This window comes from Streptomyces sp. NPDC026575 (assembly GCF_055567415.1).
This window is the reverse complement of the sequence record NZ_JBVHQM010000013.1, coordinates 194585-209674: the sequence shown is the minus strand read 5'-3', so window position 1 is coordinate 209674 and position 15090 is coordinate 194585. Positions and strand designations below refer to the sequence as shown.

Annotated in this window: 9 protein-coding genes; all 9 read right to left on the bottom strand. The window is 71.7% G+C overall.

The window, feature by feature from the left end:
* Positions 1-43: 43 nt before the first annotated feature.
* The 9 genes from ACZ4NB_RS20140 to ACZ4NB_RS20100 all read right to left on the bottom strand — a co-directional run bounded on the left by ACZ4NB_RS20140 (position 44) and on the right by ACZ4NB_RS20100 (position 14782).
* Positions 44-1570 (bottom strand): right-handed parallel beta-helix repeat-containing protein, encoded by a 1527-nt coding sequence (locus ACZ4NB_RS20140; protein ID WP_467663269.1) that lies wholly within the window; start codon positions 1568-1570, stop codon positions 44-46.
* Positions 1564-3549, bottom strand: coding sequence for a heparinase II/III family protein (locus ACZ4NB_RS20135; protein ID WP_467663267.1), 1986 nt, complete (start codon positions 3547-3549; stop codon positions 1564-1566). The genes ACZ4NB_RS20140 and ACZ4NB_RS20135 overlap by 7 nt, the downstream gene beginning before the upstream one ends.
* Positions 3546-5756 carry a bi-domain-containing oxidoreductase gene (locus ACZ4NB_RS20130; RefSeq protein WP_467663265.1) on the bottom strand — a complete coding sequence of 737 codons (2211 nt, stop codon included), beginning with the start codon at positions 5754-5756 and terminating at the stop codon, positions 3546-3548. Before ACZ4NB_RS20130 ends, ACZ4NB_RS20135 begins: the two co-directional genes overlap by 4 nt.
* 17 nt (positions 5757-5773) lie before the next feature.
* On the bottom strand, positions 5774-7708 hold the full coding sequence (gene asnB / locus ACZ4NB_RS20125) for an asparagine synthase (glutamine-hydrolyzing) (protein ID WP_467663264.1): 1935 nt from the start codon (positions 7706-7708) through the stop codon (positions 5774-5776).
* Positions 7709-7711: 3 nt separating this feature from the next.
* Entirely contained in the window at positions 7712-9265 is a 1554-nt protein-coding gene (locus ACZ4NB_RS20120; protein WP_467663262.1) for a Wzz/FepE/Etk N-terminal domain-containing protein, read from the bottom strand.
* On the bottom strand, positions 9262-10629 hold the full coding sequence (locus ACZ4NB_RS20115) for a Wzz/FepE/Etk N-terminal domain-containing protein (RefSeq protein WP_467663260.1): 1368 nt from the start codon (positions 10627-10629) through the stop codon (positions 9262-9264). The genes ACZ4NB_RS20120 and ACZ4NB_RS20115 overlap by 4 nt, the downstream gene beginning before the upstream one ends.
* Positions 10626-11906, bottom strand: a complete 1281-nt coding sequence (locus ACZ4NB_RS20110) for a glycosyltransferase family 4 protein (RefSeq protein ID WP_467663258.1) — start codon at positions 11904-11906, stop codon at positions 10626-10628. Before ACZ4NB_RS20110 ends, ACZ4NB_RS20115 begins: the two co-directional genes overlap by 4 nt.
* A complete protein-coding gene (locus tag ACZ4NB_RS20105) occupies positions 11896-13221 on the bottom strand; it encodes a nucleotide sugar dehydrogenase (RefSeq protein ID WP_467663256.1) in 1326 nt (441 codons plus the stop codon). The genes ACZ4NB_RS20110 and ACZ4NB_RS20105 overlap by 11 nt, the downstream gene beginning before the upstream one ends.
* Positions 13222-13303: 82 nt before the next feature.
* Positions 13304-14782, bottom strand: coding sequence for a sugar transferase (locus tag ACZ4NB_RS20100; RefSeq protein WP_467663254.1), 1479 nt, complete (start codon positions 14780-14782; stop codon positions 13304-13306).
* Between the last annotated feature and the right edge of the window lie 308 nt (positions 14783-15090).

Genomic DNA, 15090 nt, shown 5'->3' with positions numbered 1-15090 from the left:
CGGTCCGCCCGGCAGCCCACCGGGCCGCAGGTCCCCGCCCACCTCAACCACCGGTCCGTGGGTCGAAGGTGCTGCCCGCGTCCTGCTGGTACGGCGTGCCCTGCCACTGCCCGGAGTCGAGTGTCCGGCTCGGGTCGTGGGCGACGAACTTCCACGGTCCGAGGTAGACGTTGTCGTGCCAGCGGTTGTGCTGCTCGCGGGTGATCGCCTCGGCCACCCGCTCGCCCTGGTACGGCGACCAGTCCGGATAGGTGCCGTAGTTGGCCAGCACCGCCATGCGGTCGCACTTCACCGTGCAGTCGACGACGGACTTGTCCAGCACGAAGCGGTTGCCGTGGATGTCCACCCGCTGGGTCTTCCACCGGCAGTCGGCGTAGAGCGGGGCGGTGGCGATCGCCGGGCGCGCGCAGCGGTCGGGGCGCCGCACCAGCAACGTGCAGTCACCGGAAGAGGTGTTGGCCGGGCTGTTGCAGAACCGGTCGGCGTTCTCCCACAGGGTGATCCCGTTCCAGTTGTTCTCCAGCACGTTCCGGTAGATCTCGATCTTGTCCGTGCGGGCTCGGATCCGTGGTTCGCCGCCGGACTCGGACACGTAGACGGTCCCCAACGGGAAGCTGTCGTCGCGGTCGGCGTATCTGCGGCCCTCGACCCAGTTGTTCCGCCGGATCGTGTTCTTCCGGATGACCGCGTTGTAGCTGGTCTCGTAGATCAGCGCGGCACCGTCGTTGGCCTCGATGACGTTGTCCTCGATGCGGAAGTCGTTGTTGTTGGTGTCCGCCCACAACCCGGATCCGCGGTTGTCGTGCACCCAGTTGCCGCGTACGTCGGCGCCGTCGACGGCCCAGAACTTGACGCCTCCCGTGCAGCCGCAGCCCGGCTTTCGCCGCTCCCAGTCGTCGGTGTTGTTGGCCACGATCTCGTTGCCCTCGACCACCAGGCCGCGGAGCGGGGCACCGGCCTTGTACGCGTTCATTCCGTACTGTCCGTTGCCGCGCAGACAGCTGGCGCGGACCCGCTGGCGGGCACCGGCCATCAGCCCGGCGCCGGAGTTGTGCTGGATCGTCGTGTGCTCGATCAGCCATCCGTCGGCCGAGTCGTGGTTGACCACACCCTCGTTCTGCGGCGCCACGAAACCCTGCACGGTCAGCGAGCGGAGGGTGACATTGCGGGCGGTACCGCCGAACGCGTACTGGTTGACCTTCCCGCCGTCGAGCACCGCGCCGGGCGCACCGAGGTAGCGGTTCCCCTTCTTGGGGATGACCTGGGAGTAGCGGTCCCGCTCAAGCCGGTGCTTGCCCGGTCGAAGCCAGAACGTGGTGTGCGCAGGGTTGCTCCGGGTCTTCGCAGCCAGGTCGCCGACCACCGCGGGGTCGACCGTCACCGCGCCCGCCGGCGCCTTGGCCGGCCCGGCCGGGGGCTCGGCGCACACCCGGGCCCGGGCCACGGACGGGGAGGGCGCCACGGTCGGCTCCGCCGCCGGGGCGCCCGGCGTGCTCACACAGCCGGTCGCCAGCAGGGCCGGCGCCAGCGCCGCCGCCGGTAACGCCCAGTTCCGAGACTTGATCACCACGCGTCCCCCTGACCGCGGAACCTGAGCACGGTGGTGAACCCCTCCGCGCCGTCGGCGAAGCCCGTGCCGACGAGCGTGGTGGCGGGTTCCTTGCGCCCGAAGCCGGGGGAGTACCAGCCCAGCGGCGGATCGGTCTCGCCGCGATGCGCCCGCCAGCTCAGCTGCCCGGGCAGGTCGAGCACCGCGGAGCGGCCCTCGCCGTCCCGGGTCCAGGTGAGCACGGCCCGGTTCCCCATCAGGTCCGCGGCGATCGCCGGGCCGAGGTGGAACGCCAGGCGCACCTCGGCCCGGTGCGGGCCGCGCACCTCGTCGACCACCGTCAACTCCTGCTCTGCGGACGCCAGTTCCACCCGGCGGCGGTGCGCGAAGCGCTGGTAGCCGTCGTGCTCGGCGCACCAGCGGGCCACGCCCTCATCGGAGGTGTCCACGGCCAGGACGCGGCTGCGGGCATGCCGGGTCCACAGGAACGGGCCGCCGGAGACGGACTGGTCACCGCCGTCCAGCTGCAGGGTGTTGTGGCCGAGGGTCGACCGGAAGTACTGCCGCCACTCGGGCTGCCCGTGGTAGCAGTACGTCCCCGGGTCGGCGAGCACATCGACCCCGTCGTGCCGGACCTCCACGGACAGCGCGTCCGCGTGGGCATGCGCGGCGATGGAGAGGAACCCGTGCGGACCACCGTCGCAGCGGCACCAGATCTCCTCCGGGCCGCGCAGGATGGTGAGCCCCGCGTCGGCGAAGTGGGCCGGTCGGCCGGCCGGACGGGTCACGGCCGGTGCCGTTCCCTCCTTCGCGTACGGCCGGATGAGCGCGGCCAGCAGCGGGGTGCGCACATCGGTGCCGGTCACCGCCGGCCACCAGCCCAGCCGGCCGAACACGGCGTCCCCGGTGGCCAGCAGCGAGGCCCAGCGGTCGGTGCCCGCACCATCCACGACCAGACCGTGCCCGTCGTCCGCGTCCCCCTGGCGCGGCGGCCGCAACCGGCTGTCCACGATGGCCGCGAGCGCGTCGGTCATCCGCAGCAGCACCAGCCGGATCGACGCGGGGACCGGAACGTCTGCGGCATCCGCCTCGGCCACCGCGGCCAGGCCGAGCTCCAGCACCAGTCCGTGATACTCGGTGGCCAGCTCGCGGTTGAGGCCGGAGGCGAAGGTGTTGCCGCGCAGCTGCCGCTCCAGCGACCGCAGCGCGTCGGCCCGCCAGCGCGCCGAGGAGGGGAACCAGCCGAACGCGCAGGCAGCGGCGATCTGCCCGGCGGCCTCGGCGATGACGTGGTTGTTCGCCGAGGAGCCCCGGCTGGGGAAGGCGGCCAGCCAGCGCTGGTGGTGCCAGATCTGGTTCAGCGCCACCGGGTTGCCCTCGAACAGCCCGGCCGCGCCCGGCCAGCCGTCGAGCAGCCGGCGGATCCACACCCAGGACAGCAGCCGGATCCCCAGCTCGATGCCGCTGGTCCAGTGCACTCCGCGCAGCGGTGCGTTGGCCGTCCACCACGACCGCAGATGCTCGGCCACGCGCTCGGCGTACCGCTCGTCCCCGGTGATCGCGTAGGCGGCGGCGAGCACCGTGAGGTAGTGATGCCGGGACAGCTCCCAGATCTGCTTGATGTCCCCGACCGCGTCCTCGTTCCGGTACGGCACGTCGAAGGCGTAGCCCCACGGAGCCCGGCGCCCGGTCTTCGGGTCGTACCACCAGTCCGGGTCGGCCAGGTCGTCGCGGTCCACCCCGAAGTACTCGGCGTGCCCGGCCATCAGCCGGTCCGCCTCGGCGATGAGACGCTTCGCGGCGTCCGGCGGCACCGCGGCGATCGTCCCGGCGGGCAGCACCGCGGTGAACCGGGCGCCGGTCACGCTCGGGCAGTCCGGCCGCGCCGACCGCCACCGCCGCCTGCGCACCGCGTCGCCCACCCGTCCGCCGACCTCCCGCGGTCCCATCCGGGAAAGCCGCCGCAGGTACCAGCCCGGACTCCCTGAGCTCACAGTCATCGCGCCCTCGCCAACGTCACCGGCGCGCCGCCCGCCAGACCGGCCCGCACGGCGAGGGTGGCCGCCGTGGTGGCGACCAGCGACTCCAGCGGCACCGGCATCGGCCCGCCGGTCCGTACGGCCTTGACGAACGCGGCCAGTTCGGCGTTCTGGCCCTTGTCCCGGGCCTTGGGAAGCCGCGAACTGACCCACCGCTTGCGGCCGGCTGTGCTCTTTTCGAAGTACAGCGAGGCTCGGACGAAGTCGTCGAGGCGCAGCACCTTGCCGTCCGCGACGAGGTCCAGCGTCTCCTTGGGGAAGCCGGACGGGCCGGTGGTGACGTAGCTGATGGTGGCGGTGGACCCGTCCGGATAGCGCAGCACGACCTGGAGGTCCTCGTTGCCGGACGTGGCGACCGCGTACACCGAGACCGGATCGGCCTCCAGCAGCCAGCTCGCCGTGTCGATGAAGTGCCCGCCCTCGCCGGCGAACCGGGAGCCCTCGGTGCCCTGTTGGAGGTACCAGCTGCCGTGCTGGAGTTGGCCGGCGTTGACCAGGTAGCGCAGGCTCGCCGGACCGGTCCGGGTGCCGAACCGCGCCCTGGCCTCGTTCAGCAGCGGCGCGAACCGGCGGTTGAACCCCACCTGCAGCCGGTCGTTGCCGGACTCCTCCACCGCCGCGAGCACGTCGGCCAGCTCGTCCTCGGTGAGGGCCAGGGGCTTCTCCACGAAGACCGTCTTGCCGGCCAGCAGCGCCTTCCGGGTCAGTTCGGCGTGTGAGCTGTGCCGGGTGACGACGAACACCGCGTCGATGGACTTGTCGCCGAGCACGGCGTCGAGATCGGTGGTCGCCTCGGCGAAGCCGAACTTCCGCTGCGCGTTGGCCGCGGACAGCGCCGTCGTGGTGACGACGGTGGACAACTCGACGCCGTCGCGCTGCGCCAGGTGCGGCAGCAGCATCGACGTCGCGTAGTTTCCCGCGCCGACGAACGCCAGCCGCACCGGCGCCTTGGCGGACCGGGCCGGGGTGGGCACTGTGCCGCTGCGTCGCTGCACCGCGGGCACGGCCACCGTCGGAGCCTGCGCCTCCTCCGCTTCCCCTGCGTGTTCGGGGTACCGGAACAGCACGGCCACGGCCTTCAGATCGCCGTCCTTCAGGCGCTGGTAGGTCTCGACCGCGTCATCGAAGTCGGCGATGTGGGAGACCAGGGGTTCCACGTCGACGCGGCCGCGGGCGACGAGGTCGAGGAAGCACGCCAGGTTGCGGCGCTCGGTCCAGCGCACATAGCCGATCGGGTAGTCCCGCCCTTGGAGTTCGTACTCCGGGTCGTAGCGCCCGGGGCCGTATGAGCGGGAGAACCGGACGTCGAGTTCCTTCTCGTAGTAGGCGTTCCACGGCAGGTCCAGACGGCACTTGCCGATGTCGACGACCCGGCCGCGGTCCCGGCAGAGCCGGGCGGCCAGCTCGACGGGCTGGTTGCTGCCGCCGCCGGCGGCCAGATACACCTGGTCCACGCCGTGACCGCCGGTGAGTTCGGCGACGGCGGCTTCCACGGCCGCGGACCCGGGGTCGCCGCAGGCCGCGGCGCCCAGCCGCTCGGCCAGCTCGCAGCGCACCGGGTCCGGGTCGGCCCCGACGACGCGGACCCCCGCGGCGGCCAGCAGCTGCACCACCAGCTGCCCGATCAGCCCGAGGCCGATGACCAGTGCCACTTCGCCGAGCTGCGGCTCGCCCTGGCGGACGCCCTGGAGCGCGATCGACCCGACCGTGCCGAAGGCCGCGTGCCGCGGCGCGAGGCCGTCCGGCACCGGGGTGTAGAGGTTCTTCGGCACCCAGTTCAGCTCGGCGTGCAAGGCGTGCTCATTGCCGGCGCAGGCGACGAGGTCGCCGACCTTCACGTCGTCGATCCCGGCGCCGACCTGCTCGACCACCCCGCACAGCGAGTAGCCCAGCGGCGTGTAGGAGTCCAACTTGCCCATCACCTTGCGGTAGGTGGCGGGCACCCCGTTGGTGGCCACGCTCTGCATGACCTTGGCCACCTGGTCCGGCCGGGAGCGGGCCTTGCCCAGCATCGACATACCGGCCTCGGACACCTTCATCAGCTCGGTCCCGGTGGAGATCAGCGAGTAGGCGGTGCGGACCAGCACACCGCCCGGCTTGCACCCCGGCACCGGCACGTCGAGCACCGTCAGCTCGCCGCTCTTGTAGTTCTGCACAACCTGTTTCACCCGAAGTCCTCTTGTCTCTAAGCCGTCACGGGAGAGTTGTGGCCGGACCCGGAGGTCGCGCCGCGATACCAGTACTCAAGGGTCAGCACATGCCACAGATGCTTGGAGTAGTCCCGCTGCCCGGCCGCGTCCTCGGCGACGAGCCGGGTCAGCGCGTCGCGGCGCAGGAACCCGGAGCGGACGAGCACGCCGTCGTTGACCACCTCGCGCACCAGCGGCGCAAGATCCCGGCTCATCCAGGCCCGCAGCGGGGCGCTGAACAGGCCCTTGGGCCGGTACACGATCTCCCGGGGCAGGACCGAGGTGGCGGCTTCCTTGAGGACGGCCTTGCCCTGCCGTCCGACGATCTTGCGATCACCGGGCACCGCGAACGCCGCCCTGACCACCTCGACGTCCACATACGGGACCCGCACCTCGGTCGACGCGGCCATGCTGGAGCGGTCGGTGTACGCGAGGTTCAGGCCCGGCAGGAACATCCGGGCATCGCCCAGGCACATGCGGTTGACGAAGTCGTCGAGGTCGTTGTCCTGGTAGACGTCCGCATGCTCGGTCAGTACGTCCTCGACCGCCGGGGCCAGGTCCGGATCGACCAGGGCGAGCAGCTCGTCCTGGTCGTACATGGTGTAGCTGCGCCGGAACGCGGTCTCCTCCGGCAGATCGGCGAAGGAGAGGAAGCGCTTGGCGAAGCGCACCGACCGGAACCCGCGCCGCGAGGTGGCGACCGGAAGCCGGTCCACGGCCCTGGACACGCCGCGTCGCAGGGGCCGCGGGATGCGCTGGTAGCGCAGCGCGAGCAGGTTGGCGAGGTGCTTGCGGTACCCGGCGAACAGCTCGTCGGCGCCCATCCCCGAGAGCATCACCTTGACGCCGGCCTCCCGGGCGGCCGAGCAGATCAGGAACGTGTTGATCGCGGCGGGGTCGCCGATCGGCTCGTCCAGGTGGTACGTCATCTGCGGCAGCAGGTCGAGCACGTTCGGAGCGATCTCGATCTCGTGCAGATCGACACCGAACCGCTCGGCGACCTGTCGGGCATAGCGCAGGTCGTCGGGCATCGCCTCGAACTTCGCGTCCTCGGCGCGGAACCCGATCGTGTAAGCGGAGATCCCGGGTCGGTCGCGGGCCGCCAGCGCGGTCAGATAGCTGGAGTCGAGGCCGCCCGAGAGGAAGGTCGCCACGGGTACGTCGGAGAGCAGGTGCTGCCGGGTCGACTCCGCGACGATGGCGGCCAGGTCCGGTCGCTCACCGCTGCGGGCCCGCTCCCGGCCTTCGGCGGCGACGTCCTTCAGGTGCCAGTACCGGCCGCGCTCCACCTGGCCGTCCGGCCGGATCCGCAGCCAGCTCCCCGGCGGCAGCTTCTCCGCCTCGCGGAACGCGCAGCGTGAGTCCGGCACCCAGTAGTAGAGCAGCGAGGCCACCAGCGCCGCATGGTCCACCTCCAGCGACCCGCCGGTCGCGGCGGCCAGCGCCTTGAGCTCGGAGGCGAACACCAGACCCTCGCCGCGCCGCAGCAGGAACAGCGGCTTGATGCCCAACTGGTCGCGGGCGAGCACCAGTTCACCGGTTCGCTCGTCGAAGATGCCGAAGGCGAACATACCGCGCAGCCGGGGCAGGCAGTCCGTGCCCCAGCGCCGCCATGCCTCCAGCAGCACCTCGGTGTCGGAGGTACCGCGGAAGCGCACCCCGGCGGCCGCCAGCTCGGCACGCAGCTCGGGCGCGTTGTACAGCTCGCCGTTGTACGTCAGGGCGAGGCCGCCCGAGACCATCGGCTGGGCGCCGGTCCCGGACAGGTCGATGATGGCCAGCCGGCGGTGCCCGAGGTGCACTTCGCCGTCACCGGCGGGGTGGCTGTACCGTCCCGCCCCGTCCGGGCCGCGGTGGGCGAGGGTATCGGTGAGCCGGTCGGTCACGGCCTTCCCGTCCGGCCATCGGTACGTGCCTGCGATACCACACATGTCCTACCGTGCCTCCTGGTCGTTGTCCGGGACCCGGGCCGCCCATACCGGCGGCCGCTCCGCCCGCCGCCGGCCCTCCCCCACTGCCTGAACGGCGTGGGAGGTACCCCCACCGTGCTGCCGGGCCGACCGCTCGCCATGGCCCCGCAGTGCGATGTGCAGCCCGTCCCACAGCGTGCCGTCGGTCCGGTCACGTGGATCGGGGTCGATCAGCACCACGCCGATCACCGCGATGCGCTGGTCCGCGAGCTGCCGCGCCACGGTGTGCAGCCATGCGGCGCTGCCGTGCCCGGCACGCACGACGAGTACGGTCCGAGTGCCGAGGTACTGGAGGTCGGTCCATGCCGTGCCGGGCGCCACCGAGCCGACGCCGAGCCGGAGTTCCTGAGGCGACGCGGCCGCGGCCCGCTCGCCGCTGACCACGGTGGGGTCTCCCGGCTTCGGGCGGCGATCGGCGAGCTGGGAGCCGGGCAGACCATCGATGACGAGCACTGGCTCCTCCGCCGCCAGTGCCCCGGCGAGATCCAGGGCGATCACGCTCGCGCTGCGCGCACAGCCCAGTTCCAGCAGCGACACCGGTTCCGCGGAGCCGCGCACGGTGCGGGTCAGGGACACGGTGAGCCGTTCGCGTGCCGTCCGGACCCGTCGGCGCCGCCACAGTCTGCCCGACCGGCGGGGCAGCTCCGCGATGACCGAGGCGCCGAGGTTCGCCGCGATGTCCCGGCGCAGCACGGGGCGGTCCGCCACCACCGTGCCGACCGCGGCCACCGCGAGTCCGAGGACGAGCCCGAGCACGAGCCCGATCGCGGCGTTGGTGGCAGCGGCCTTCGGCAGGGAGTGCCGCACCGCGCGCGGGGCGTCCACGATCTGGGTGCCGGCGATGAGCTGGGGCGTGCCGATGCGCGCCTCCTCGGCGCGCTGGTCGAAATCGGTGATCCGCGAGATGAGTTCGGCGCGGCGGGCGAAGAGCGACTCAAGGTTCGCCGACGCTTTGGGGTCGCTCCCCGGCGATCGGTCTCCTATCGCCTTGTTGACCTGCGAGAGTTCGCCGCGCATGCGGTCACGCTGGTCGAGCAGGGACGTGGCCTCGGCGTTCGCGGCTTCTCGTATCCGCCGCACATGGTCCGCGACGAACGCATCGGCCAGCGCCTTGGCGCGGGCCACCGCTTCCGTGTCGCTGTCACCTGTCGCATTGATCTGCAGCAGGTTGTTGGTCAAGCCGGTACCCCCGTATTCCTGCATGAAGTCCGCTGGCTTTTCCGGGGACTTGAGGGACTGCAGGGCCTTGCCGGCGATCCGTGTGGTCCCCAGCAGCTCGACGTCGGTACGGATCAGCGTTCCGGGGTCGTTCGGCTGGTCCTCCTGATGCGCGACCAGGACCTTGGTCACCGCGGTCGGCGGTGGCGGCAGCAGGACCGCCACCGCCGCGCCGACGAGCAGCCCCAGCAGCGCCATGGCGCACCAGAAGGAGCGCCGCCTGCGCACCGCCACCACCAGCGCCTGGAGATCCAGCAGGGGAGCGGCGGCCGACGACTCCGAAGTCGTGCTGGTCGTCACAGGGAACCGCCCCTCGCGTCGTCGCCCACCGCGAGCGCCGGCGCGGCGTGACGCGGAGGACGGCCGGCAGTCCGTGTCGGACGGGCCCGGACCGTACCGGCGAGGACGATGCCGACGACCTCATGCTGGGCGTCCGCACACGCCTCGGCGATACCGGTGAGCTCTTCTGCGGTCCAGTTGCCCGCGCTGAGCACGACCAGGGCACCGGACTCGGTGTCGCGGTCCGGCACCATCGGCCGGTCCACCGAAACCCCCACCACCCGCGGCAGCAGATCGCTCCCGGCCTCGGCGACGAGCTGCCCGGCGGCCCGGCGGGCGATCTCGTCGCCGTCCGGGACGACGACCAACAGCCGCCGGGGGACCGGTAGTTGTTCCCGGAGGCGGGCGCACACCCGCCGGTAGCGGAGCTGTCTGCCGGCCTCGTCGCCGGACGTCTGCGGGGTGGGTATGTCCCACCGGGTGTCGACGCCCAGCAGCCGGCGGATCCGGTCCCGCGCGTCACGGCCTTCCGGCCGGTTCTCGGGCCGTTCACCAGGTACGTCGACGGTACCCAGCAGCGCCGAGCCCAGCGCCGCGGCGATCTCCGGTTCGGTGCGCAGTCGGCGACTCGTCCGTGCGGCGGTGAGATGGCCGATGACCGTGAACAGGAAGAACAGCAGCGCCCCGGCGACGATGAGCTGCACCCTCGTCGGCGGTGCCTCGTCGGCCGGCCGGGTCGCCGGCCCTATGACGACCATGTTGGCCTTGTTGGTCGCCGGGTCGGCCTCGTCCAGCTTCTTCATGGCCTCCTGCAGCGCGGTGCGCAGCTTCTCAAGGGCGGTGCGAGCCTGGACGCCCTCCACGGTCCGCCCCGGATCGGCCGCACCGGCCAGCTCGGTGATGCGGCGGTTGGTCTGCACCACCTTCTGCCGCAAGTCCTCGGGCCGCGCCGCCGCTTCGGGGTCGGTGCTGTCGCCTGCGATCCGCGCGGCGAAGGCGACGAACTGCTGGGCCACCTGGTCGGAGAGCAGCCCGGCGCGCTCCGGGGTGTCGGCCGTACCCGAGATCTTGACGATGTTCCCGTCGGCGGCCTTGGCGCTCACCTGCTCCCGCAGCTCGCCGGCGCTGACACCGCTCCAGCCGAGCGAGGCGGCCGCGCGGTCGACCACCGCCGAACTGGCCGCGATCTCCGCCTGGGTCAGCAGCTCGCGCTCCTCCCACTGCCCCGCCAGCAGTACCGACGTCGATGTCGTGTAACTCGGCGGGAACAGCAGGGAGGCGCCGCAGCCGACGAGCGCGCCCACCACGGTGACGAGGGCGAGGAGTCGCCAGCGCCGACGGAGAATCCGCCCGATCGTGACCAGGCGTATCGTGTCCTCGCTCAACGGCGCGGCCTCTTCCCTGCCTGGTACGGGGCGCCGGCCGACACCGGAGCGTGGTCGCGGCGGGCCGCGGCGTAGGCGGCGAGCAGCGACGCCTGCGAGTTCCGCCAGGAGAGCGGCCCGCCGATCCGCTCCTGGCCGATCTTGCCCATCCGGGCCCGCTTCTCCGGATCGTCCAGCAGCAGCGCGATGAGCCCGGCGAACTCGGCCTCGTCGTTGGCGGGCGCGTAGACGGCGGCGTCACCGGCGGAGACCCGCGCCTCCTTCAGGTCGAACGAGACGATCGGCCGGCCCATCACCATGTACTCCAGGACCTTGTTCATGGTCGACACGTCGTTGAGCGGATTGCGCGGGTCGGGGGAGAGGCACACGTCCGCGGTGGACAGGTAGCGCACCAGGTCGGCGTCCGGAATGCGCCCGGTGAACTGCACCTGCTCCGCGAGCCCGAGCCGCCGGGACAGCTCCACCATCGCGTCGAAGGCGTCGCCGGCGCCGACGAACACCGCATGCCAGTCGGTCCGCCCGAGCTCGTCGCGCAGCTTGGCCAGGGCCCGCAAGGCATAGTCGACGCCGTCCTGCGGGCCCATGACGCCGAGGTAGCACAGCAGATGAGGCTTGCCACGCTTCAACTCCGGCTCCGGCGGCACCGGGTGGAACCGCTCGATGTCGGGCGCGCTGCGCACCACGAAGACGTCCTCCGGCCGCCGACCGCCACGGCGCACCGCGACGTCCCGGTAGCTCTCGTTGGTGGCGAGCACGATGTCCGCGGCCCGGTAGGTCCGTCGTTCCAGTGCGCACACGGCGCGGTAGAGCAGATCCTCGCCGCGGTCGAACCGGGAGAGGTACAGCTCGGGTACCAGGTCGTGCTGGTCGAAGACGAACCGCGCGCCGCGCCGCTTCAGCCACAGTGCCGGCAGGAACAGCAGGTCGGGCGGGTTGCAGGCGTGGACCACGTCGACCGGGCCGACCTTCCGGGCCAGCCGGACCGTATGCCACAACGCCGATCCGTACTCCCGCAGATAGCCGGCCGGCCCTCCGGTGGCCGCGCGCAACGGGTAGCGGTGGATCCGCACCCCGTCGATCACGGCCTCCGGCTCCGTGTCCCGCTTCTGCCCCCGGGGGCAGATGACGTGCACGTCCCAGCCCGCGGCGCGCAGGGTCGTGCACTCCTGCCACACTCGCCGGTCGAACGGCACCGACAGGTTCTCCACCAGGATCAGCGCGCGCCGGCCGTGCCCGTCGCCACTGGCTGTGTCACTGAACGATGTGTCACCAAGCAAGGCCCACGTACCCCGGTTCGGTCCGGCGCGTCTCGGCGTCGGGAAGGCGGATGAGGTCGACGATCACCGGGCTGCCGCCATGGGGCAGCGCCGACAGCACGGCCGGATCCCTGGTCCCGACCAGGCACACCTCGGCATGTTCGAGCACCTCGTCGACGGAGTCCGCGAGCAGCTGCGCGAGGTGCGGCAGCCGGGTCTCGATGTACTCGCGGTTCGCGCCGATCAGCCGGGAGAGGCTCACGTTGGCGTCGTGGATCCGCAGGTCGTAGCCCTTGCCGAAGAGCCTTTCGGCCAGCTCGACGAGCGGGCTCTCGCGGAGGTCGTCGGTACCGGGTTTGAAGGACAACCCGAACAGGCCCACCCGACGCTTGCCGGTGCGCTCGACCAGCTCCACCGCGCGCTGCAGATGGTCGGAGTTGGAGGGCAGCACGTGGGCGAGGATGGGCACCGAGACGTCGGCCCGCCGCGCCGCGTGGACCAGACTGCGCAGGTCCTTGGGCAGGCAGGAGCCACCGAAGGCGAAGCCGGGCCGCAGGTAGGCGGGGCTGATGTTCAGCTTGCGGTCGGCGAGGAACACGTCCATCACCTGGTGCGAGTCCACCCCCAGCGCCTGGCACACCGCGCCCAGCTCGTTCGCGAAGCCGATCTTGAGGCCGTGGAACGCGTTGTCCGCGTACTTGATCGCCTCGGCCGTCGGGACCGGCACCCGGAACACCTCGCCGGGCAGGCCGCCGTACAGCGCCAGCACCGCATCGCCGCTTGCCGGGTCGAGCTCGCCGATGACGGTCTTGGGCGGGTCGAAGAAGTCCCGCACGCTCGTGCCCTCGCGCAGGAACTCCGGGTTGACCGCGACTCCGATGTCCACCCCGGCCGTGCCACCGACGGCCTTCTCCAGGATCGGCACCAGCAGGTTCAGACAGGTGCCCGGGAGCATGGTGCTGCGGAACACGACGGTGTGCCGTCCGCTGCGCCCCTTGCGATCCGCCAGCGCGGCGCCGATCTGCTCGGTGACCCGCTCCAAGTACGTGGTGCACAGACTGCCGTTGGGCTCCGACGGAGTGCCCACACAGACCAGCGACACCTCGCTTCCCATGATCGCCTCGCGGACGTCGACGGTGGCGCGTAACGCTCCGGTCCGCACGACCTCGGCGGTGAGCTCGCCGATCCGCTCCTCGACCACCGGGGCCTTGCCGTCGTTGACCAGGTCGACCTTCACCTGGTTCACGTCCACCCCGATGACCTCGTGACCCATACTGGCCAGGCACGCGGCCGACACGCAGCCCACGTAGCCGAGCCCGAAAACGCTGATCTTCATTTCCCGTTCCTCCCCCCAGGCAGGCCCTCCCGGCCTGCGATCCGCACACCGGTGGGGCCGTTGCGTTGCAGCCCCCCGCGCATCAGTACGCCCCCTGCCCGTAGAGCACCGCACGCAGCGTCTTCCACAAGATCACTGTGTCCAGGGCGAGCGACCAGTCCTCCACGTACCGCAGGTCCAGCCGGACCGCCTCCTCCCACGACAGGTCGCTGCGTCCGCTGATCTGCCACAGGCCGGTGAGTCCGGGCTTGACCAGCAGCCGTCGCCGGATGTCCGGGCCGTACGCAGCGGACTCCTCCGGTAGCGGAGGCCGCGGACCGACGAGCGACATCGATCCGGTGAGCACATTGAAGAGCTGCGGGAGCTCGTCTATCGAGTACCGGCGCAGCACCGCTCCCACCCGGGTCACCCGCGGATCCCGGCGGAGCTTGAACAGCAGGCCGGCGCCCTCGTTGCGGTCGGCCAGCTCGGCACGTGCCCGGTCGGCCCCGGCGACCATGGTGCGGAACTTGAGAATGGTGAACTCGCGGCCGTCCTTGCCGACCCTGCGCTGGCAGTAGAACGCCCCACCCCGACTCTCCATCAGTACGAGCGCCCCGACGCACACCATCAGCGGCGCGAACAGCATCAGCAGGATCGCCGCGCCCATCCGGTCGACGACCCCCTTGACCGCCCGGCGGCCCCCGGTGAAGGTCGGCATGCTGACCCGCAGCAGCGGGATGCCGAGCACCGCGTCGATGTGCAGCCGCGGGCCGGCCACCTCCATCAGCACGGGGGCCACGACCATCTCGGCGTCGCTGCCTTCGAGGTTCCAGGCCAGCCGCTGCAGCCGGTCCGGTGACCAGTGCGGGTCCGGTGTGACCGCGACGACGCGGTAGCCGTCGCGGCGGACATGGCCCGCGACGTCCGCCAGTCGGCCGACGACCGGCACTCCGTCGAGTTGGTCACCGTCGGGCCCGAGACCGTCCGTCGTGCACACCGCCTCCACCCGCCAGCCGAGGTGCGGGAACTTGCGGGTCCGGGTGATCAGGTCGTGCACGGTGGCCGGGCTCCCGGCAGCGAGCACCGGTCGCAGGCACCGCCCTTCCTTGCGCTGTTTGTGCAGCCAGAGGCGCAGCAGATACCGCGCGGTCATGGTGACCAGCGCGATCGCGGGTATCGCGACGAAGATCCAGAGCTTGATGTTGCGCGAGGTGAGGGCGATCCCGGCGAGCGCCAGTACGACGGTCGCCGTGAACAGTGAGCGTCCGAGCCGGCGGAATTCCTCGGCGCCCTGGCCGAGCACGGCCGGAGCCCACGACCGGCTCACCGCAAGCGCCGCCAGCACCAGCAGCCAGGTGCCGAAGGCGAGAATTCCCCACTTCTCATGCCAGTTGGCCGCGTCCCGGGCCCCGAAGAAGTTGCCGATCGCCGCCACCACGCAGGCGGTGGCCGCGGTATCGCTGGTGATCACGGTACGGCGGTAGCGCTGCTCCCAGTCGCTCGCGGCCTGGCTGATCGCCCCGTTCAGCGGACGCCCGCGTGCCGACAGAAACGGGCTGACCCATTCCCCCTGCTGCACAGACCCCCCCAGGTCGCCTGTGGGCTCGACGTGTTCGCTCCACACGGTTCCTCCCCCCGGGAGGCCCGCGCCCCCCGCACTGTTCCGCCCCTCGGGAGGCCCCCGCCCCCCGCGCCGCGCTGTTCCTCCCCCGGGAGGCCCCGCCCCCGCGATGACACCCCGGCTACTGCAGCGCTCCTTGAACGCCCCACCCAGGCGGCAGCGGACGCGCACGTCCTGCCGGACTTTCGAGGTGCGCCAGAACCCGTCGCAACCTCGGGCTCCCCACCCAAGGCCCCTCTCGGGCTCGAAGAATTGATCACCCCCAT

Excerpts from the sequence above, each read along its gene's own strand:
- asnB (WP_467663264.1), bottom strand. The coding sequence starts at position 7,708 with ATGTGTGGTATCGCAGGCACGTACCGATGGCCGGACGGGAAGGCCGTG.
- ACZ4NB_RS20135 (WP_467663267.1), bottom strand. The coding sequence starts at position 3,549 with ATGACTGTGAGCTCAGGGAGTCCGGGCTGGTACCTGCGGCGGCTTTCC.
- ACZ4NB_RS20105 (WP_467663256.1), bottom strand. The coding sequence starts at position 13,221 with ATGAAGATCAGCGTTTTCGGGCTCGGCTACGTGGGCTGCGTGTCGGCC.